Annotated in this window: 23 protein-coding genes and 2 tRNA genes; 15 read left to right on the plus strand and 10 right to left on the minus strand. The window is 65.3% G+C overall.

What is annotated here, in order from left to right; genetic code table 11:
• Positions 1-7: 7 nt before the first annotated feature.
• The gene (locus RAD15_RS32530; protein ID WP_458182554.1) at positions 8-400 is read right to left on the minus strand and encodes a RidA family protein; all 393 of its coding nucleotides are present in this window, start codon (positions 398-400) and stop codon (positions 8-10) included.
• A 177-nt stretch (positions 401-577) separates the two neighbouring features.
• On the opposite strand from RAD15_RS32530, the gene RAD15_RS32535 reads away from it, so the two are divergent.
• The gene (locus RAD15_RS32535; protein ID WP_458182555.1) at positions 578-1,480 is read left to right on the plus strand and encodes a LysR family transcriptional regulator; all 903 of its coding nucleotides are present in this window, start codon (positions 578-580) and stop codon (positions 1,478-1,480) included.
• Between the two features lie 19 nt (positions 1,481-1,499).
• On the opposite strand, the gene RAD15_RS32540 is transcribed toward RAD15_RS32535, so the two are convergent.
• Positions 1,500-2,882, minus strand: a complete 1,383-nt coding sequence (locus tag RAD15_RS32540; RefSeq protein WP_458182556.1) for a serine hydrolase domain-containing protein — start codon at positions 2,880-2,882, stop codon at positions 1,500-1,502.
• A 107-nt stretch (positions 2,883-2,989) separates the two neighbouring features.
• A complete protein-coding gene (locus RAD15_RS32545; protein ID WP_458182557.1) occupies positions 2,990-3,532 on the minus strand; it encodes a tetratricopeptide repeat protein in 543 nt (180 codons plus the stop codon).
• A 250-nt stretch (positions 3,533-3,782) separates the two neighbouring features.
• On the opposite strand from RAD15_RS32545, the gene RAD15_RS32550 reads away from it, so the two are divergent.
• From RAD15_RS32550 to RAD15_RS32565, 4 genes are all read left to right on the plus strand, one after another.
• Entirely contained in the window at positions 3,783-4,166 is a 384-nt protein-coding gene (locus tag RAD15_RS32550; RefSeq protein WP_458182558.1) for a His-rich protein BRANT, read from the plus strand.
• Positions 4,167-4,382: 216 nt separating this feature from the next.
• Positions 4,383-4,817: a hypothetical protein gene (locus RAD15_RS32555; RefSeq protein ID WP_458182559.1), complete on the plus strand. Its 435-nt coding sequence runs from the start codon at positions 4,383-4,385 to the stop codon at positions 4,815-4,817.
• 287 nt (positions 4,818-5,104) lie between these two features.
• On the plus strand, positions 5,105-5,812 hold the full coding sequence (locus tag RAD15_RS32560) for an outer membrane protein (RefSeq protein ID WP_458182560.1): 708 nt from the start codon (positions 5,105-5,107) through the stop codon (positions 5,810-5,812).
• Positions 5,813-6,057: 245 nt separating this feature from the next.
• Positions 6,058-6,300, plus strand: a complete 243-nt coding sequence (locus RAD15_RS32565; protein WP_458182561.1) for a hypothetical protein — start codon at positions 6,058-6,060, stop codon at positions 6,298-6,300.
• A 27-nt stretch (positions 6,301-6,327) separates the two neighbouring features.
• On the opposite strand, the gene RAD15_RS32570 is transcribed toward RAD15_RS32565, so the two are convergent.
• Together RAD15_RS32570 and RAD15_RS32575 are read right to left on the minus strand one after the other, a co-directional pair.
• Positions 6,328-6,582, minus strand: coding sequence for a hypothetical protein (locus RAD15_RS32570; RefSeq protein ID WP_458182562.1), 255 nt, complete (start codon positions 6,580-6,582; stop codon positions 6,328-6,330).
• 312 nt (positions 6,583-6,894) lie between these two features.
• A complete protein-coding gene (locus RAD15_RS32575) occupies positions 6,895-7,287 on the minus strand; it encodes a hypothetical protein (RefSeq protein WP_458182563.1) in 393 nt (130 codons plus the stop codon).
• A gap of 140 nt (positions 7,288-7,427) precedes the next feature.
• On the opposite strand from RAD15_RS32575, the gene RAD15_RS32580 reads away from it, so the two are divergent.
• The 4 genes from RAD15_RS32580 to RAD15_RS32595 all read left to right on the plus strand — a co-directional run bounded on the left by RAD15_RS32580 (position 7,428) and on the right by RAD15_RS32595 (position 11,174).
• Complete coding sequence (locus tag RAD15_RS32580) at positions 7,428-7,553, plus strand: hypothetical protein (RefSeq protein WP_458182564.1); 126 nt, start codon at positions 7,428-7,430, stop codon at positions 7,551-7,553.
• 458 nt (positions 7,554-8,011) lie between these two features.
• Positions 8,012-9,709 (plus strand): methyl-accepting chemotaxis protein, encoded by a 1,698-nt coding sequence (locus tag RAD15_RS32585; RefSeq protein ID WP_458182565.1) that lies wholly within the window; start codon positions 8,012-8,014, stop codon positions 9,707-9,709.
• Between the two features lie 264 nt (positions 9,710-9,973).
• The gene (locus RAD15_RS32590; protein ID WP_458182566.1) at positions 9,974-10,681 is read left to right on the plus strand and encodes a class I SAM-dependent methyltransferase; all 708 of its coding nucleotides are present in this window, start codon (positions 9,974-9,976) and stop codon (positions 10,679-10,681) included.
• A gap of 79 nt (positions 10,682-10,760) precedes the next feature.
• Positions 10,761-11,174, plus strand: coding sequence for a GFA family protein (locus RAD15_RS32595; RefSeq protein WP_458182568.1), 414 nt, complete (start codon positions 10,761-10,763; stop codon positions 11,172-11,174).
• Between the two features lie 18 nt (positions 11,175-11,192).
• On the opposite strand, the gene RAD15_RS32600 is transcribed toward RAD15_RS32595, so the two are convergent.
• Together RAD15_RS32600 and RAD15_RS32605 are read right to left on the minus strand one after the other, a co-directional pair.
• Positions 11,193-11,267, minus strand: a tRNA-Thr gene (locus tag RAD15_RS32600).
• Between the two features lie 166 nt (positions 11,268-11,433).
• Positions 11,434-11,886 (minus strand): hypothetical protein, encoded by a 453-nt coding sequence (locus RAD15_RS32605; protein ID WP_458182569.1) that lies wholly within the window; start codon positions 11,884-11,886, stop codon positions 11,434-11,436.
• A 308-nt stretch (positions 11,887-12,194) separates the two neighbouring features.
• Between RAD15_RS32605 and RAD15_RS32610 the strand changes: the two genes are divergently transcribed.
• Positions 12,195-12,680, plus strand: a complete 486-nt coding sequence (locus RAD15_RS32610; RefSeq protein WP_458182570.1) for a hypothetical protein — start codon at positions 12,195-12,197, stop codon at positions 12,678-12,680.
• 44 nt (positions 12,681-12,724) lie between these two features.
• A complete protein-coding gene (locus RAD15_RS32615) occupies positions 12,725-13,216 on the plus strand; it encodes a hypothetical protein (RefSeq protein ID WP_458182572.1) in 492 nt (163 codons plus the stop codon).
• Positions 13,217-13,282: 66 nt separating this feature from the next.
• Here the strand turns inward: RAD15_RS32615 and rlmB are convergent, their stop codons facing one another.
• Positions 13,283-14,113, minus strand: coding sequence for a 23S rRNA (guanosine(2251)-2'-O)-methyltransferase RlmB (gene rlmB / locus RAD15_RS32620; protein ID WP_458182573.1), 831 nt, complete (start codon positions 14,111-14,113; stop codon positions 13,283-13,285).
• 206 nt (positions 14,114-14,319) lie between these two features.
• Between rlmB and RAD15_RS32625 the strand changes: the two genes are divergently transcribed.
• A tRNA-Tyr gene (locus tag RAD15_RS32625) sits at positions 14,320-14,405 on the plus strand.
• A gap of 119 nt (positions 14,406-14,524) precedes the next feature.
• Here RAD15_RS32625 and RAD15_RS32630 read toward each other — a convergent pair.
• A complete protein-coding gene (locus tag RAD15_RS32630; RefSeq protein WP_458182575.1) occupies positions 14,525-15,556 on the minus strand; it encodes an LLM class flavin-dependent oxidoreductase in 1,032 nt (343 codons plus the stop codon).
• Between the two features lie 136 nt (positions 15,557-15,692).
• On the minus strand, positions 15,693-16,616 hold the full coding sequence (locus RAD15_RS32635) for a LysR family transcriptional regulator (protein ID WP_458182750.1): 924 nt from the start codon (positions 16,614-16,616) through the stop codon (positions 15,693-15,695).
• A gap of 112 nt (positions 16,617-16,728) precedes the next feature.
• Between RAD15_RS32635 and RAD15_RS32640 the strand changes: the two genes are divergently transcribed.
• Genes RAD15_RS32640 through RAD15_RS32650 form a run of 3 tightly spaced genes read left to right on the plus strand, consistent with a single transcriptional unit; the run spans position 16,729 to position 19,847 of the window.
• Positions 16,729-18,087, plus strand: coding sequence for an MFS transporter (locus RAD15_RS32640; RefSeq protein ID WP_458182577.1), 1,359 nt, complete (start codon positions 16,729-16,731; stop codon positions 18,085-18,087).
• On the plus strand, positions 18,084-18,587 hold the full coding sequence (locus RAD15_RS32645; RefSeq protein WP_458182579.1) for a GAF domain-containing protein: 504 nt from the start codon (positions 18,084-18,086) through the stop codon (positions 18,585-18,587). Before RAD15_RS32640 ends, RAD15_RS32645 begins: the two co-directional genes overlap by 4 nt.
• A gap of 12 nt (positions 18,588-18,599) precedes the next feature.
• Positions 18,600-19,847 carry an amidohydrolase family protein gene (locus RAD15_RS32650; RefSeq protein ID WP_458182580.1) on the plus strand — a complete coding sequence of 416 codons (1,248 nt, stop codon included), beginning with the start codon at positions 18,600-18,602 and terminating at the stop codon, positions 19,845-19,847.
• Positions 19,848-19,887: the final 40 nt, after the last annotated feature.

The following is a 19,887-nucleotide window of genomic DNA, read 5'->3' on the forward strand; positions in this document are numbered from 1 at the left end:
CGCGGTTCTATGCTCTCGCCTCGGCCACCGCGCTGATCTCGACGATCTGCTGCGGCGAGGCCAGATAGGTCACGCCGATGAGCGTGGCGGCCGGACGATGGCCTTCAAGGTAGTCCCTGAAAACCCGCACGAACGGCTCGAAATGCTCCTGCGGCTTCGTCAGATAGATCTCGAGATAGGCGAGGTTCGATTTCGTGATGCCGAAGCCCTTGAGCACGCGGTCGAGATTGTCGAGCGTGAGCCGGGTCTGCACCGCGATGTCGCCGTCGATGAAGCCGTTCTGGTCGTGGGAAAACTGCCCCGAAATGTAGATCGTGCCGTTGACGCTATAGCCCTGGGTGACGCTGTTGCCCGCTTCCCAGGCGACCCCGTGGTCAAAGATTTTTGCTCGGCTGATCAAGTGTATCTCTCCTTTTGAGTTGCACGCGGGTGCCACGGCGTTTGTTGTCGCTGTCGCAACGCCAGCGCAGCCATGCCGCGACATCGGCGGCGTGTTGGTGCATATAGTCCACTGATTGGCGAATGGCGGGCGACACTGAAGCGATGCTTCAGCCAGATGCGAGCGATGGGGAATGACTTGCCGCGTGCGAATGTGAACGACATTCTCGTGTTCATGGCCGTGGTCGAGGCCGGTAGCTTCGTGGCCGGCGGCGAAGCGATGGGGCTCTCACGCTCGGCGGCAGGCAAGGCGATCATGCGCCTGGAAGACCGCCTCGGTACGCGCCTTTTGAATCGCACGACGCGGAAGCTCAGCCTTACCAGCGAGGGCCGCGTGTTTTACGAGCGCGGGCTCGACGTCATTGCCTCGATCGACCAGGCGGAAGCCAGTGTCGCGCGAAAAGCCGGCACGCCCCGCGGGGTGTTGCGGCTCACTGCACCCGATGCCTTTGGCCGGCTCGTCGTTCTGCCGCTGATCCAGAAATATCTCCTGCAGTGGCCCGGTCTCGAGGTCGAAGCCAGTTTCAGCGATCGCGTCGCCGACGTCGTCGAGGAGGGGTTTGACCTCGCGATCCGGATCGGGCTCACGACCCCTGACACGCGGCTCGTGTCGCGCGTGGTCGCGAGCTACGAGGCGATCCTTTGCGCTGCGCCCGCCTATCTCGCCGGGCGTGGTGAGCCCAGGGACATCGACGATCTCGCCGCCCATGATGGGCTGATCTTCTCTAGCCGCAATCAGCGGCAGGGCTGGCGTTTTCGCACGTCCGGCGGCTCCTGGACCAAGGCGCAGATCCGTAGCCGCCTGCGGTTCGACAGCGGCGAGGCGCTTCGGGATTGCGCGCTTGCCGGCCTCGGCATCGCACTTCTTCCGGATTTTCTGATCAGGGACGATTTGAGGGCGGGCCGCCTGCGGCGGCTTCTGCCCGCCCTTGAAGCCGACCCGGTCAAGATCGTCACGCTCTATCCCGGCAAGCGCCTGTTGGAGCCCCGGGTGCGGCGTTTCATCGACCTGATGGTGGAGGAGCTCGCGATGAGGCCGTAGCGCTATCTTGCGCGACCCGTCATGTCGGCCGCCGCTTGCGCGGCTTGTATCTCCGCGCGATCTCGCGCGCCACCACGTTCGCGGGCTTCACATTGGCTCCCGCGATCCAGATGTCGCTGATCCGCCCGCGCTTGTCGCGGACGCGGCGCACCGGCTCGCCGTGGCTGGAATAGCCGGCGGCCCAGGCGAGCTTGCCGGTGTCGCGGCCGGTGACTTCGATCTCGGCGGCATCCATGAACGGGTTGTTGAGCTGCGGATTGACGACTAGCACGCGGTCGCCGGCGGGCACGAAGTCTGTCGCGCCCCACATCGTCCACCAGCGGCCGGTCCAGTCGCGCACGCGCCGGCCGGGCGCGCCGCGGGTCTTGAAGACGCGCAGGATCTGCATCGCGCCGTCCATCCAGAATGGCGCCGCGCCGTCGAGAGAGTTGCTGAGAATGCTGATCGCGAGCTCGCAAGCGGGGATCGAGCAGGTCCGGGAGATGTAACCCTGGAAGCCGCCGCTGTGGCCGAACCAGTCCCAGCCATCGGTCTTGCCGGCGTTGACGCCGAGGCCGTAATAGGCCTCGAAGCTCTGCGGGATGCGCCAATGGTGGCGCGTCATCTCGCGGCGGCTCGCGATCGACAGCACGCTCTTTTTCGCGTTGGGCGCGAGCTGCGCGAAGAAGCGCGCGGTGTCGGCGGCGGTGGCGACGAAGCCCGCGGCCGAGGCCATGGCGTATGCGGGATTGTCGCCGGGAACCACGCATCGCTCGCCGAACGGCAGTTTTCGCGTATGGCCGCGTGCGAATAGCGCGCCCTTGGGCAGCGGCGCATTCGGTTCGGTCTCGCGCAAACCGGCGGGCTCGATGATCTCGCGCTTGATCCAGTCGCAGTAGGGTTCCTTCGTCACCGCTTCGATGACGAGGCCGATCAGGGCAAAACCGTGATTGGAATATTTGAAGCGCGTGCCGGGCTCGATCGCGGTCGGCAGCTTCAGCTCCGCAAACAGTTCCTTGGCGTCGAGATAGGGACGGCTGTCGATGAACTGGCCGGAATCGGCACCGTCGCGCGTCAGCCCCGCGCTGTGCGAGAGCACTTGCGCGATCGTCGTCTCGGCGACGCGGGGATGCAGGCCGCCGACATATTGGCCGACCGTGTCGTCGAGCCGCAGCTTGCGCTGCTCGCGCAGCTTCATGATGCCGGCCGAGGTGAAGCTCTTGGAGTGCGAGGCGATGCGGAAGCGATGGCGCGGGGTGAGTTTTTCGCCGGTGTCGAGATTGGCGAGGCCGAATGCATGCTCGGCGACGATCTCGCCGCGATGGGCGAATGCGACGATGACGCCAGGCTGCTGGATTGTCGTCTGCTGGAATTCGATCCAGGAGCCGATGTAGTCGATCGCGGATCGCAGCCACGTATCCATTGCGCACCAATTGGAGAGGGAAGATTGGTGCGAGAAGCTAGCCGAGAAGGCAGAACGGGCACAACCCCTGGGTTGTGCCCGTTCGCTTCATTCGAAGATGCGCTGTCTTAGTAGACCAGAGTCGCGCCAGTCGGCTTGTCGAGCGCGGCGGCAAGCGAGCGATACTCCGAGCTGTCGGTGCCGGCGAGCGAGGCGATCTTGTTCAGGTGATACTGCGCCTGCTCGCGATTGCCCTGCTCGAGCTGCCAGAGGCCATAATACTGCCAGGTGCGGACGTGGTTCGGATCGTCCTTCAGCGCCAGCTCGTAATAGACCTTCGACGACTGGTAGTTGCCGAGCTTGCGATAGGAGTAGCCGATCAGATTGGCGACGTCGGCGACGTCGTCGCGCTTGAGCGACTTCAGCTGGTCGATTGCGCCCGTGTAGTCGTGGCCGTCGTAGATCGTGGTGTAGGCGGTGCGGTAGGCCGCGAGGAATTTGGGATCGCTGACGGAAGAGCTCTTCTTCTTGCCCTTCTTGCTCGATGAGTCCGACTTCGGCGGCGAGGACGGTTCGTCGCTGCCCGCGGCGTAGGCGCTGGTCAGCACCGGCCCGGCTGCGAGCGCCATGGAAACGAGGCCCGGCAGCAGAAGCATTGAGAGTTTGCGCATCTAGATTCTCCCGTATGAAGCGTGGCGATCCTACACGATTGCCCGAAGACCGGAACACCCCGCGGGCGAAAACATTCCCGGCCGGCCCGATCCAATCGCCCGGGCGCAGATGACAAACTTGTCATCCAGATGAACGGAAGCCTGCAGCGGGCTTCAGATTGGGTTCAGTGCGTAGCCCCTAGGCTCACACCTACGATCGAAGGGTTGGCGAGAGGGCGCCGCCTCAAGATCCTTCCAAGAGGAGACCACCATGTTGAAGACCATTTCTGCAGCCTTGCTCGCCGCTTCCGTCATTGCAGCCCCGGCTTTCGCCGCCGAGGCGGGCAAAACCACCACGACCGCGCCGGTGATCAAGGCGGACCAGACCCAGTCCAAGGTCTCGACCACCGCTGCGAAACCCGCCGCCGGCGTCAAGGCCGATGCCAAGACTTCGGATGTCAAGGCGGGCGACGTCAAGGCGGATGCCAAGGTCGACACCAAGTCGAAGGCGATGAACGCCAACGCTGCGGTCACGCCCGACGAGCACAAGACGGTGCGCACGCATCGCCATCACCACAAGCATCTGTCGGCCAAGAAGTCGCTGAAGACGCAGCCGGACGTCACCAAGCCGGCGACGACCGACAAGCGCAGCTAACGACTGACCCCACGCGGCAGCATCCCAAGCATTGCCCCGCCGCCGCGTGAGGAATTCAGGCCCGTCCCGTCGTCTCGGCGCCTTGCGCGAAAGCGCAGCCGCCGGCGGCGGGACGGTGCGTTGGCCGCAGGGCCCCGCGAGCAGGACGCGAATTCCCTTTGCGCACCCCAGAGGCTAGAACGTCTTCCGAGTCTGATCGAGCGGAGAGCGTGACCTGTGGGGCGATTGGCGAGACGTACGGTGCGCCTGGCATTGATCCTGGCATTGCCGTTGACGCTTGCGGCATGTTTCGGCAGCGACGGTGACCGTCCAACCCTCGTCGGTGGGACGCAGGCCGGCGGGCCGCAGCCGTTCCCCGACAATTTCCGCAGCGACACGCTGGCCTTGATGCGCAGCTATCTGAACAACCCCGTCGGCGTGCGCGAGGCCAGCATGGCCGAGCCGGTGCTGCGCGAGATCGGCGGACGGCAGTTCTACATCGCCTGCCTGCACTTCACGCCACGCGAGACCGACGGCAGCTACAAGGCCATGCGCGAACGGGCTGCCGTCTTCGTCAACGGGCGGGGCGACCGCATCGTCGACAAAGCCAACGAGCTCTGCGCAGGCGCGGTTTACGTACCCTTTCCGGAACTGGAAAAGATGGCGCGGTAGCGCAAAGCCCGCTTTCATCGCCGCCTGCTAGAACGATGTCTGCCGGAGCCGCTGGATCACATTTTGGCGAGCTTTGAACGGGGCGGTTTTGCCTTGCGACAAATCATTACGGCAGGTCTTGCGCCGACGACAAAATCGGTCGGAGTAAGCCGGCGTGACGGAACAAAATCGCATTGTTGCCACCCCGTCACAGTATCGAACGATCAACGTTCCGGCATCGCCGCGAAGCAACCAAATTCACGCCACGTTGTTTCCTGAGGGTCGATTTTGAAAGAACGGGGATGGACATGAAAACGATTTTGCTGGGCGCAGTCGCTCTGCTTGCGCTGGCCGCACCGGCCGCAGCAGCCGACATGCAGCCGCGCACCTACACCAAGGCTCCAGCCTATACGCCGCCCCAGGTGATCTACAACTGGACCGGTTTCTACATCGGCGGCCATGTTGGCGGCGCCTTCGCCGGCGACAGCAGCTTCCAGTCCAGCGACGCCCGCTTCCTGGGCGGCGTGCAGGGCGGCTTCGACTATCAGTTCGCGCCCAACTGGGTGGTGGGTGTCGAGGCCCAGTATTCCTGGCTGCCGACCAACAATAACGGCGTCACGTTCCCGCTGGGCACGCAGGTGACCTCCAACACCGACCAGCTCGGCTCGGTGACCGGTCGCATCGGCTACACCTGGGGGCCGACGCTGCTCTACGCCAAGGGCGGCTACGCCTGGCGCAACAACGGTCTCGGCGTCAACATCGCCGGCGTGCCGCAGGCCTTCACCACCACCGGCAACAGCAAGGACGGCTACACCGTCGGCGCCGGCCTCGAATACATGTTCGCGCCGAGCTGGTCGGCCAAAGCCGAGTACCAGTATTATAATTTCGGCAGCACCACCTTCACCTCCGGTCCGGCGGACGTCGTCGGCGTCCGGGGCCGGGAAGACGAGCATACCGTCAAGGTCGGTGTGAACTACCGTTTCGGCTGGGGCGGGCCATCAGGCTCGCGCTACTGACCGCCTGCGGCGACCCGAGATCTGACAAAGGCCGGCCTCCCGCCGGCCTTTCGTTTGCCCGGCCTTGCCGGCGCGTTTGCCTTGCGTGAACCATCTGGCGCGTCATTTGCAAGCAAACAGTCGGGCGCGCGCCTTCTCACGCGTGTCATGGGGCCCGGGTAAAGCAAAAATAATTTTTGCCGCTTACGGAACTCGCGCTCCGGAACGCGTTATATGAGAATTACCGGGCTGGTGGGACGACGGACATGCGTATCTTTGTGTCGGCAGTGGCGCTCTCGTGCTTTGTCTGTCTGCCGTGCTCTGCCCAGACAATCCTCAAATCCGAGCCTCTTATGCTGGCACCCTATGAGGTGGCCTTCGTCAAGGACGCTTCCTGTCCGTCCGGCAAGGTGCTGAAGGTCACGGGCGCTATCCGCGGCCTGCATCGGCGGAAGGCTTGCGTGGTCTTGGCCGGCGAGCAGGCCTCGCTGGCGACGGCGACCCCCTGAGAGCCCCTCCGGCGTCCGGCCGGGTCTTCACGAGTTCAGCTCGAGCTCCATCCTGGATTGGCGGTCGGCCTCGGCCTTGTTCTGGGCGGGGTCCTCGCCCTGGGCGGCCCGGCAGGGCCTGATCTCGTAGTCATTGTCGAGCACCCGGCGTGGCCCGGGGCGGTCCTCGTCGGCGCTGACATCCACGACGAGACCACTTCGCTCCGCCAGCTTCCAGACGTCGGACTCGTCAGGATAGGCCTTGCTGATTTGGGCATCATTGCAGAACAGCGCGTAGGGCATTCTTCCCGCTCCCGGAAAGCGCGTTAACGACTTCACGGGGCAAGGGTTTCCGGCTGGTGGGGCGATCACGGGAGCGTGATCATGGCGACCGGGCCTTGAGTCCTTAACGAGTCCTGAATCCCCAAAAAAAGAATCCCTGGGACTCGTTTGGCGGAATCAGCGGATGTTTTCGGTCATGACGAGCGACCTGAAAACCTCCTGCGGGTACATGCTCCTGCCGCTGACGCTGGCGCTGTTCGGCGCCTGCGCGGCCAATCTCTGGCTGGTTTGGTCCTGGCTGTAGTCTTGGCTGTAGGCTTGGCTGTAAGGCCGTTACTTTTCGGCAGGTGGGCGGGGAGAGGGGTCGCGGATCGCGGCGCGCAATTTGGTCAGGGTCGCCGCGCAATATTCCTCGCGCTCGCGCTCGAACCGCTCCTGATGCTTGCGGAAATTGGCGATGCGGGCCTGCATTTCGCTGCGGAAATCGCCGCTCGCCCGCGGCGGCGGGACGAATGAGGGCGGGGGCGGTGCAGGCTCTTGCGGCGGTTTGACCTCGAGCGCGACAGCCTCGACGGCGACGATCTCCACGGTGACGGTCTCCATGGTGACGGTCGGGGCAACGGTCGGGACATCCGGCTGGAGGAGGTCATCCTTCTTGCCGGTCACCGATTGGACGAAGGCCAGTGTCTGCGCGATCAGTGCGTCGCGCTCCGTGATCCATTTCATGATCCACCTCGCCGTGGCCCATTCCAGCAAAGCGGCCGCTCCGAATCAAGGTCGTTAGCAAAGGGATTGCATATTTTTCCCGGTCGCCTGACACTGGGCTGATGGATGCCGGTAAAGAAAGTTCGGAAGCAGCGGAGGGCTTGAGGCTCATCCGCGCGTTTCTGTCCCTGCCGCCCGACAAGCGGGCGGAGGTGATCGCTTTCGTCGAGGAATTGGCGCGCACCCATGGCCGGCCCGAGGAGGGCAAGGAGGCATCGCCGAGGTGAGCGCTATCGCTCGCGCGGATTGACGTTGGGCTCGAAAGGGGCGCCGACCACCCGAACGGACATCTGAACCGGAGTGCGGGCGATGACGTCAGTCGCAGCCCTCTCGACACGCGGCCTTTCGGGGGCCTGTCCAAGCACCGGCTCGAACAGCGTGAATGTGCCGGCGACGGCCCCGCAGCACAGAGTCACCGCCGCCAACAAGACCATGTTCCGATTTTCTTCCCTGATCCGCATGGGCCGACAACGGCCGACGGCGTTGCTCGGTTCCGCGCCGTCCTGCCGGCATCGGGGTGCCACCAAATGGAGGCGAAGCTTGCGTGAAGCTTACGGAGGGGGCGAAACGGTTATTTTTCAGCAAGACTACCGGTACCATTTGGTATCAAATTTTAACGTCCGCCGGTTCCAATGCCCGTTGCCGGGATTATGCCCTGCGACTGGAAATCATTGGATCCCTTGCGATGAGCTTTTTCAACAATCTGAAGATCGTGTGGAAGGTTGCGCTGATCGTGGCCGTCATGGGCTGTGCGATGGTCGGCGTCGCCGCGTTCGCCATGAGCGAACTCTCCGCGACCGTTGACGGGTTTGGCGAGCTCACCGTCGCGCAATCCTCGGCGCTCAACCTCACGCGGGCCCAGCGCCGCGCCGAGACCTATCATGCCGCGCTCTATGCGGTCTTCACCGAGGCGACGGAGGCGGGCAATGCCGCTCGCCTCAAGACCGCGAACCAGAACCGCAGCGAAATCGGTCAATTCCTCGATGCGGCGGAGAAGGACGATCCCTCCCGCGCGAGCCAGATCAAGAGCATCGGTGACCAGTTGAAGGCCGCGTTCTCCAGCTGCGATCCGGTGCTCCAGGCCGGCGCGCAGGCGAGCAGCATGGAGGAGAATGCCAAGGCGGCCGAACGCGCGCACAAGGAGTGCGATCCGGTGCTGGACGCAGCCCTCGCGCGCATCGTTCAGTTCGTCACCGATACCTCGCAGTCGGTGAGCAAGCGCAAGGAGGCCATCAACCGCGACGCCAGATCGGCGACCTGGACCGTGATGGGCGTCAGCGCCGGCGGCCTGATTGTCGGCATCGCGATTGCGCTGTTCATCGGCCTCTATGCGATGTCGCGCCCGATCGCCCGACTCAAGCTCGCCATGGAAGGCCTTGCCCGCAACGATCTGAAGACCGAGGTGCCCGAGAAGGACCGCCGCGACGAGATCGGCGAGATGGCCAAGACCGTCGAAGTGTTCAAGACCAACGGACTCGAGGTCGAGCGCCTCAAGGCTGCGCAGGTCGAAGCCGAGAGGGGCGCCGCCGAGCAGCGCCGCCGCGACATGGTCAACCTGGCCGACGGATTCGAACGTGCGGTCGGCGAGATCATCGAGACGGTCGGATCCGCATCCACCGAGCTCGAAGCATCGTCCTCGACGCTGGCCACGACCGCGCAGCGCGCACAGGAGTTGACCTCGGTCGTCGTGACCGCGTCGGGTGAAGCCACCGGCAACGTGCAGTCGGTTGCGACCGCCACGGAGGAGCTGTCTTCGTCGGTCAACGAGATCAGCCGCCAGGTGCAGGAATCCGCGCGGATGGCGAGCGAGGCCGTCGGCCAGGCCCGTACCACGACCGAGCGCGTCAGCGAGCTCTCGGTTGCGGCGACGCGCATCGGCGACGTCGTCGAGCTGATCAACACCATTGCCGGCCAGACCAATCTTCTGGCGCTGAATGCCACGATCGAGGCGGCACGTGCCGGTGAGGCCGGCCGCGGCTTCGCGGTCGTTGCCTCCGAGGTGAAGACGCTGGCCGAACAGACCGCGAAGGCGACCGGCGAGATCAGCCTGCAGATTTCCGGCATCCAGACCGCGACCCAGGAATCCGTCAACGCGATCCGCGACATCTCCGCGACGATCGAGCGGCTGTCGGAAGTGTCCTCCACCATCGCTGCGGCCGTCGAGGAGCAGGGCGCCGCGACCCAGGAGATTTCGCGCAACGTGCAGCAGGCCGCGCACGGCACCCAGCAGGTCTCCTCGAACATCACCGACGTGCAGCGCGGCGCTGCCGAGACCGGCTCGGCTTCCTCGCAGGTGCTCTCGACCGCGAAGATGCTGGCGACCGACAGCAACCGGCTGAAGGACGAAGTCGGGAAATTCCTGCAGACCGTGCGCGCCGCGTAAGCTCGCGCGGCGGCTGTCGTCCGCCGCCCTGACCGCCCCTAATGCGGCAGCAGAAGACTGAGCGCGAACACGAACAGCATGGCCGTCATGACGACGGCTGTCGCCGCGCCGGCAACGATCTTGGCCTTCTCGCTGGCGGTGGTCGGGCGCATGGGACCCGGGTGAGACGGATGACGCGAGCAGGTTCGTGCGCGGACAATGTCGGACAGGTCGCTCTGCCTGTATAGTGGGCCTGCGCCGGAATCTCGGCTATCCTGTTGTCCGATGATCTCCAAACGTCCTCCCGTGCTCGCCCACGAGCGCTTCGTCGCGGACCGCGACAATTTCGCGGGCCTCGATCTCGCCGCGCGGTTCCAGCGGATCGAGCGGACGAACCTTTGGGGCGCGGCCACCTCGGTGTCCGGCCTCGGCTCGGAGGATCCCGCGACCGCCGCGATCCGGGATGCGCTTCCGCCGCTGCTGCAACGGATCGGCGCGCGCTCCCTGCTCGATGCGCCCTGCGGCGATGCCGGCTGGATCGGCCGCATGAAGCTCGATCTCGACTACATCGGCATCGACATCGTGCCGCCGCTGATCGAAGCCAATCGCCGGCGCGTGGCGGGCGGCGAGTTGTCCGGCCGGTTTCTCGTTGCCGACGTCACGCGCGATGCGCTGCCGCCTGCTGATCTGATCTTGTGCCGTGACTGCCTCGTGCATCTGAGCTTTCAGAACATCGCGCGCGCCGTGACCCGCTTCCGGATGAGCGGCGCGCGCTTCCTGCTGGTCACGACCTTTCCCGAATGGGATGCAAATCGCGATTGCGAGGATGGCGACTGGCGCGCGCTGAACATGGAGAAAGCACCGTTCGACTGGCCTGTGCCGCGCGAACTGATCAACGAGCGCTGCGAGGAGGGCGGAGGCGGCTGGCGCGACAAGAGCCTCGGGCTCTGGCGGCTGGATGAATTGCCGGCTGACGGCGCAGTGCAGGATTGACGGCGTGGCGCTCGTGCACGCGGCGCTGCGGAATTGACCGAACGAGATATCCGCAAACCGAAGATCCGGGAGCAATTCGATGATCGAGGCCAGATGCAGTTGCGGCGCGCTTGTGCTGGCGCTTCCGGGGCCAACAAGCCTCGTCGTTGCCTGTCATTGCATTGACTGTCAGCGACGAACGGGCGCGCCGTTCGGCGTCGGCGCCTTCTATCCGGCTGAGGCCGTTGCGATCTCGGGAACACCGAAGGCGTACGTTCGGACGGCGACGAGCGGCGGCAAGGTCCGCAGCTATTTTTGTCCCGATTGCGGTTCGACGGTGTACTGGCAAGCCGACAATCTGCCTGCGATGATCGGCGTTGCCGTCGGCGCAATGGCGGACCCGAACGAGCGGGCTCCCGCCAGATCGGTTTTCGAACAGTCGAAACATGCCTGGGTCGAGATTCCCGGCGCCGAGCACTTCCAGCAAAGCAGCGCGCCGAAGAAGTCGGGCTGAGGGCCGCGCGTCAGAAGCTGGTGCCGGCTGAGGGGATTGAACCCCCGACCTTCGGTTTACAAAACCGCTGCTCTACCGCTGAGCTAAGCCGGCGACGCTGGGAAGCGGGCAGGGCCGGCATGCGCCGGGGCTATCCGCCCGTGCGCGCCGCAATATCAGACTTGGTCGGAAAGTGCCAGAACCCGAAGGCGGCGTCTCGCCGGTATGAAACAGGCGGCCCGTTGGGCCGCCTGAAACCGTTCAACCCGATGGAGGGCCCTTACTGGCAGAGGTGCCGTCGGCCGTCTTCGCCCTTGATCCAGGTGCCGGGCCTGCACACGATGCCGTTGCGGGCCGCATAGGCGTCCCAGTTGCCGTTCCAGGCAGGGCCGCCGCGGTCGTAGCTCGCATAGGAATTTCCCCAGCCCTGGAACGGCGCGGCGGCGACCGTTGCTGCGGTTCCGACGGCCGCGCCAGCCACCGCGCCCGCCGTATCGAGCGGCCAGAAGCCCGATTGCCGCTCATCATTCGGATTCACTTGGTTACGGGCCATGTGGCGGCGGCGATAGGCGCGGTCGGTTGCGGCATTACCGGGACCGAGATTCTGGCAATTGGGATCCTGGAAGAGCCCCGTGCAGCGGCCCGAATTGTCGACCGCGGTTTGCGCGAAGGCCGGTGTTGCCAGCGTGGACGCAACGATTGCGGCCAAGCCAAGAAGCTTCAGGCTCGTCATGGCATTTTCTCCATGTTGTTGAGACCTGTGCTAAGTGCGACCTCCGGCAGTCGTTCCGCGGATTCTCGCGCGCAGGGTCACATCGACGTGAGCGCGCCCAGGATGTGAAGTTCGTGCCACGCAACCCTGGCCCGCTCCGGCACGTGACGTGAGTTTGCGCCCGCGTTAACGCTTCGCTAGCGCGCCTTTCGGCATTTGAGCAGCTGTCGATCCTTACGCGTTAGGCTTACCGGAAGTTGGTGAGCAGGCCTTAACCCTCTCTGTGCTGCGATCGGATAGGTTGTGTTCCGGATAACCGGGGCCTTCTCATGCGCGTTGTGGCGCTCGCTGCCTTTTTGATCGGACTGCCCGCGACGGCGTTTGCCGGCGGCGGCTTCGATATCGTCGTTCCCGGCCGTCCCGGCGTGCCGATCATCATCAACAACATCGACGCGTCCTACAGCGTGGTCGAGGGTGTCTGGGGTCTCGGCAAGAACGTCCAGGTGCAGCCGACGATCTATGGCGGACGCTACATCGCCGAGCGGCAGCCCGAGGACGTCGGCCATTATTATCCGACCATGGGCCTGCGGCCCGGCTACGGCCGCCTCGAGGTCGAGCCGCCCGCCAACCGCAAATTGCCGAAGCCCGCCGAGAGCTATCACCAGAGCTGGGGCGCATCGTCCGCGCCGCTGCCGGCGCAGATGGATCCGCCCGTCGATCCGCCGCCGGTGATCTACGCGCCCGAGATCAACGACCGTCCCCGGCGTCCTCGGCCGCGGCCGCATGTAGAAATACCCGGCAAGCCGCCGGGTTGAGAAACGTCAAAATTCAAACAAACGAAAATCAACAGGAGAGAGTAATGCGTCAGATGATTTCGGGACTGGTTGCGGCGGCTGCCGTGATGTTCGTCGGGGCTGCGCCCGCAGCGGCCTGCGGCTTCAACCCGTGCCAGCCGGTCGCGCCGGTCTATTCCGGCTGCAACACCGGCTGCGGCGGCTATGGATACGGTGCCGGCTACGGCGCCTATGAGCGTCTCGCGGAGCCGACCACGCAGTACTATTACGTCAATCAGGGCCCGACCTATACCGGCCCGGGCTCCTTCGCGCCGTATCCAACCTACCGTGAGGACGCGGTCGTTGCGCCCGCCAATTACGGCTATGGCTACGGCTATCGCGCTGCCGCTTATCCCTCGCACCGCCCGTACTACCGTCCGTATCGCTACGGCTACGGCCCGCGTTACGGCTATCTGCCGCGCACGCATTACGGCTACGGCCCGCGCTATGGCTACGCGCACCGTCACGCGCCGGCGCCGTACTATGGTGGCCACCGCGTGCTGCGCCGCTATTACTGATCTCTGATCGGCTGAGTTACGAGACGCCCGTTCGCGCAAAGCGGACGGGCGTTTTGCTTTTTCCAATTACCGCTTCATCAGCCCCAGCCGACTCGCGCCGACATAGAGCGACAGCACGGCAGCGTTGGAGACGTTGAGGCTCTTGATCTCGCCGGGCATGTCGAGCCGTGCCACGACGCTGCAGGTCTCGCGCGTCAAACGCCGCAGCCCCGTGCCTTCCGCGCCCAGCACCAGCGCGAGCGGCTCGCGCAGCACGACGTCCGAGAGGTCCTCGCTGCCTTCGCTGTCCAGCCCAACGGTCTGGAAGCCGAGCTCGTTCAACGTGGTGAGTGCGCGGGCGAGGTTTTGTACCGTCACAACAGGCACGAGCTCCAGCGCGCCGGAGGCGGCCTTGGCGAGCACGCCGGTCGCTTCCGGACTGTGGCGCGCGGTGGTGACGATCGCCTTTACCGCGAACGCGGCTGCGGAGCGCAGGATGGCGCCGACATTGTGCGGATCGGTGATCTGGTCGAGGACCAGCACCATGCCCTCTTGCGCCAGGTCCTCGATGTCGGGCGAGGGCAGGGGATCGGCCTCCGCGAGCAGGCCCTGGTGCACAGCGTCGGGCGACAGCTGCCGGTCGATGTCCTGGGGCCGGACGATCTCAGGGATGACGCGGGTCTCGATGTTCTCTTCCGTGAGGCGCCTTGCGGCGTTCTCGGTCAGCGTCAGCTTGCGGATCCGCCTCTGGGGATTGGCGAGCGCCATGGTGACGGTGTGCCAGCCATAGAGGATGACGGGGCCGTCGCCATGCGAATCGCGGTCGCGCCCGGCCGGCCGGCCGGCCGATTTTCCGGGCCTGTTGAAGGGCTTAGCCCCGCCGCGGGGCCCCCTCGGAGCGAATTTTTTGTCCTTCATGGGCTCGCTTGTGTCACGGGTCCCGGAATATGGCAATTTGGGTGGCTTCGGGGACGATTTTAGCTGTTCGCCTCGGTTGACTTTGCCCCACCGCATCGCCCATAAACGCGCCCGGTCGCGCCCCCATCCGGGCTGTCGCGGCCTTCACGTTCCATGGCCGTCTTCGGTCGCCGGCAAGGTCCGGCCCGATTGTGCTGCCGTCGAGCGGGGGAGTGTCCCGAGTGGCAAAGGGAGCTGACTGTAAATCAGCCGCCTCATGGCTTCGCAGGTTCGAGTCCTGCCTCCCCCACCAGCCTTCGCTCGCTTCGCGAGCTACGGCTGGGCAAGCCAGCCCAAATCACCGTCACGCGAAGCTAGCGAAGGCTGTCACGCCGTAGCCCGAAGGGCGCAGGCGGGCTGTTCTCATAACCGCTACCCCATCATCTCCCGCACCAGCGGCACCACCTTCCGCCCATAGAGCTCGATGCTCTTCATCAGCTTCTCGTGCGGCAGGGGGCCGGCCGAATATTTCAGCTGGAACCGTGAAATCCCGAGCGCCTTTGCGGTCTTGGCGATCTTGCGCGCCACTGTCTCCGACGAGCCGACATAGAGCGAGCCGTGCTCGGCCTCGTTCACGAACTCGTCGCGGCCCATCGGCGGCCAGCCGCGCTCCTTGCCGATGCGGTCGCGCATGGCCTTGTAATCGGGCCACAGCTCCTCGCGCGCCTGCGCGTCGGTCTCGGCGACATAGCCGGGCGAGTGCACGCCGATCGGCTGCGCCGGGCGGCCGAACTCCTTGAAGGCGCGATGATAGAGATCGACGTAAGGCGCAAAGCGCGCGGGATCGCCGCCGATGATCGCGAGCATCAAAGGCAGGTCGTAATGTGCCGCGCGCACCACCGATTGCGGGCTGCCGCCGACGCCGATCCAGGTCTTGAGCGTGCCGTTCTCGACCGGGGGATAGACGAGCTGGTCCTTCAGCGGCGGACGCAGCTTGCCTTGCCAGGTCACCGGCTGCTGCGACAGCAGTGCGGCGAACAGGTCGAGCTTCTCCTCGAACAGCTCTTCGTATTTGCGCAGGTCGAAGCCGAACAGCGGAAAGGATTCGGTGAACGAGCCGCGGCCGAGGATCACCTCGGCGCGTCCGTTCGAGAGCGCATCGAGCGTCGCAAAGCGCTGGAACACGCGGATCGGATCGTCCGAGCTCAGCACCGTCACGGCCGAGCCGAGATGGATGTGCTTTGTACGCGCGGCGATCGCGGCCAGCACGGTCTCCGGCGAGGAGATCGCGAAATCGGCGCGGTGATGCTCGCCGAGGCCGATGAAGTCGAGGCCGAACTCGTCGGCGAGCACGGCTTCCTCGACGACGTTGCGGATCACCTGCGCATGGGGAAGCATGGCGCCGGAGGCGCCCCTGGTGACGTCGCCAAAGGTGTCCAGTCCGAATTCAAGCGGTGCGGTCATCGATGAGGTCTCTGCGGGGGCAAGTGGCGCCTGCCATTAGGGGAGGGATGGTTTTGTGGTGGAGCTAGGTCGCGACCACCGATTCAACAAGGCTGCTCCGGGAAAGGCTGGGTTTCCGGTTTTTCACCGCGCCGGCTCAATCGGACCTGGCGAACATCCCGACCAGGGTCTCGCGCAGCCAGCGCTGCGCCGGCACGGTGTCGTTGCGCTGGTGCCAGAACAGGCTGACGATGCGTGACGGTGCCTTGAGCGGAAGCGGCATGGCATGCAGGAACGGCGCGTGTCTTGATTGCGAACGCAAATCGCTCGGCAGCACGGCGATCAGGTCGGACTGGCGCACGACCTCGTAGGCGGCGCTGTAATGATTGACGGTCGCGACCAGGTTGCGCGACAGCCCGCGCGAGGCGAGGAAGAGGTCGTAGGACGGCATGGTCTTGCCCGCGAGGCTCACATCGACGTGGCCTGCGTTGAGGAAAGTACGCGTGCTCAGCCGTTTCTGTGCGGCGAGCGGATGGCCGCGCCGCATGAAGCAGGCATAGTCGACGGTCCACAGCGAGCGCGAGCGAATGGCGGCCGGCTGCTGCGCTTCGTTGACATAGACGCTGAGCACGCCATCGACCCTGTTGTCCTCGAGCTGGTCGGCGATCTCCAGAATGGTGTTGGGGACGGTGTGGACGCGCGCCTTGGGCGCGACCTTGCCGAGATGGCCGAGCAGGTTCGGCATCACGAGCGAGGAGACGTAGTCCGACATCGACAGGCTGAACTCGGTCTGCGCGCGGGCGGGGTCGAACACCTGCTCGTCGAGCGCGCCACGCACGCTTTCCAGCGCTTCGCCGATCGGCCCCCACAGCACCACGGCGCGCTGGGTCGGACGGATGCCGGTGCCGGATCGCACGAACAGGGGATCGCCGAGCGCGTCGCGCAGCCGCGCGAGCGCATTGCTGACCGCGGGCTGGGTCATCGTCAGCGCGCTTGCGGCGCGCGTGACGCTGCCTTCGGTCATCAACGCCTCGAAGACTTTCAGGAGGTTGAGGTCGAGCGCGCGGAACGACACGAATATTCACCATGGTGATATATTAGATCATGATTATAAATTATGACGATAATGTCACTTTGTCTATGGTTCCCTCCCGAGCGGCGCGCCGGGCCCGTGACAATCGAGGGGGACTTTCATGTCGATGATATCGGCGCGCATCGAGCGCCTTCCGTTCGCACGCTTCCACAAGCATCTGCTGCTGATGGGCGGGCTCGGCTACACGTTCGACGCGATGGACGCGGCGGTGCTGGCCTTCATCCTGCCGGTGCTGCGCACAGCCTGGAATCTGTCGAGCGTCGAGATCGGCGTGCTCGGCAGCAGCACCTATATCGGCTTCCTGTTCGGCGCCTTGTTCGCCGGCACGCTGGGCGACCTGATCGGCCGCCGTGCCGTGATGATGTCAGCGCTGGCGCTCTATTGCGCAGCATCCATCGTGAGCGCCGTGGTGGACACATGGCCGGCCTTCTTCACCGCGCGCGTCGTCGCCGGCATGGGTACCGGCGCGGAGAGCGCGATCATCGCGCCTTATCTCGCCGAGTTCGTCGCGCGGCGTTACCGCGGCAGCTTCACCGGCGCGCTGGCCGGCTTCTTCTCCTTCGGTTTCGTTGCGGCGGCCTTGCTCGGCTACTTCATCGTGCCTTCGTATGAGAATGGCTGGCGGATCGTGCTGGTCATCACGGCGGTGCCGGTCGTCATGCTGTTGTGGTGGCGCCGGGCGTTGCCGGAATCGCCGCGCTGGCTCGAAAGCCGGGGTAGGGGCAAGGAAGCCGAAGCCTTGCTGGACCGGATCGAGGCGGGCTTTGCGCGCGAGGGCCATGTCCTGCCGCAGCCGGTTGTCGAAGCAACAGTGCCCGCGGGGGCAGGCGGAACGCTGCTCGCCAATTTCGCGGCGCTTCTGGCAGGCCGGCAGGCACGCATCACCATCATGACCTGGATCATGTGGCTGGCGATCACCTTCAGCTATTATTCGTTCTTCGTCTGGATCCCCGGCCTGCTGGTCCAGAACGGCATGAGCATCACCAAGAGCTTCGCCTATTCGATCGCGATCTATTGCGCGCAGATTCCCGGCTATTTCAGCGCCGCGTATTTCAACGAGCGCATCGGCCGGCAGGCGACGATCGCGACCTACATGGTGCTCGGCGGCGCCAGCGCGCTCGGGCTCGCCTTTGCGCACAGCGACCAGCAGATCATGGCGGCGGGAATCTTCCTGTCCCTGTTCATGAACGGCACCTATGCAGGTGTTTATGCCTACACCGCCGAGGTGTTCCCGACGCCGGTGAGAACCACGGGTGCGGGGCTCGCCTCCGCGATCGGCCGTATCGGTGCGATCGTCTCGCCGATCCTGGTCGGCTATCTCTATCCGAACTTCGGCTTCGCCGGCGTGTTCGGCATCACCACCACCGTGCTCGTGCTCGGGGCCGTCACCGTCGTGCTGATGGGCGTGCCGACCCGCGGCCGTTCGCTGGAGGAGATTGCGGCGGGTGAGGTGGCATGACGCGGACGAAACTCAAGGCTGATCCCTGGCTCTGCGCGGTCGCGGCCGCGCAGGACAGGGCGGATCAGCCGGATGCGCTGTTCGCGGCGCTGGACGAAGCCGTGAAGTCGGCAATCGGACACAAGCTGTTCACGATCCTGACCTATGACGGCGGCAGCGGCGAAGCGGCGCGGGTCTATTCCAATCTCCCCGGCCCGTACCCGACCGGCGGGCGTAAGCGGCTCGCGCCGGGACCATGGACCGAGGCCGTTCTCGACCGCGGCGAGGCCTATATCGGCCGCACCCAGGATGATTTGCGCACCGTCTTCTCCGATCACGAGCTGATCGCTTCGCTCGGCTGCGAGAGCGTACTCAACATGCCCGTGCGCTGGCGCGGCCGTACGCTGGGCTCGCTCAACCTGCTTCACGAGGCGGGCTGGTACGGCGAGGACGATATCGCCGCGTGTCTTCCCTTCGCCCAGCTCACTTTGCCGGCACTGCTTGCGCCGGCCCATCTCTGACAGGACGCCGCGATGCCCAGCCTCCTCTTCAAGAACGCCGCTCTGCTCGATCCGCTCCAGCCGGACTTGCTGGAGGGCCATCACGTGCTGGTCGAAGACAATGTGATCAAGGAGGTCTCGGATCGGCCGCTCCAGATCTCAGCCGACCGCACCATCGATCTGAACGGCAAGACGCTGATGCCCGGCCTGATCGACCTGCATGTGCATGCGGTCGCCGTCGAGCTCAACCTGGCGCAGCAGGTGCACATGCCGAATGTGCTGGTGACGCTGCGCTCGACGCTGCTGTTGCGCGGCATGCTGCGGCGTGGCTTCACGACCGTCCGCGACGCCGGCGGCGCCGGCCATGCACTGAAGCAGGCGATCGATACCGGCCTCACCGACGGTCCGCGGCTGTTCGTCTCCGGTCGCGCGCTCAGCCAGACCGGCGGGCATGGCGACATGCGGGCGCGCTCAGACTATCTGGCGAGCGACGCGCCGTGCCCCTGCTGCGTGCGCGTCGGCGCGCTGGCGCGCGTTGCCGACGGTGTCGATGGCGTGCGCAGGGCGGCGCGCGAGGAACTCCAGATGGGCGCCGATCAGATCAAGATCATGGCGTCCGGCGGCGTTGCGTCGCCGACCGACCCGGTCGGCGCGTTCGGCTACTCCGAGGACGAGATCCGGGCCATCGTCGAGGAGGCGCGTGGGCGCCAGACCTATGTGCTTGCGCACGCCTACACCGCTGCCGCCATCGAGCGCGCGGTCCGCTGCGGCGTACGCACCATCGAGCACGGCAATCTGGTCGATGCGCCGACCGCGCGCCTGATGGCCGAGAAGGGCGCCTATGTGGTGCCGACGCTCGTCACCTATGAGGCGCTGGCCAATGAGGGCGCCCAATATGGCCTGCCGCCGGAGAGCGTGGCCAAGATCGCCGATGTCCGCGACGCAGGCCTGCGCTCGCTCGCGATCTATCGCGACGCCGGCGTCAAGATGGGGTTCGGCAGCGACCTGCTCGGACCGTCGCAACGCCTGCAGAGCGACGAATTCCGCATTCGTGCCGAAATCCTCGGCCCGCAAGCCGTCATCGCCAGCGCGACGTTGATCGGCGCCGAAGTGCTCGGCATGGAGGGCAAACTCGGCCGCATCGCGCCCGAGGCACTCGCGGACCTGCTGGTCGTCGACGGCAATCCGCTGCGCGATGTCGCCTGCCTGCTCGGTCAGGGCGAGTGCATTCCGCTGGTGTTGAAGGCCGGCAAGGTCCAGTTCGATAGGTTGAATGCGTAGTTACCATCACATCCCCTGCGCGGAATGAATGGACGATCGT

It is taken from the genome of Bradyrhizobium sp. 14AA, assembly GCF_054185205.1.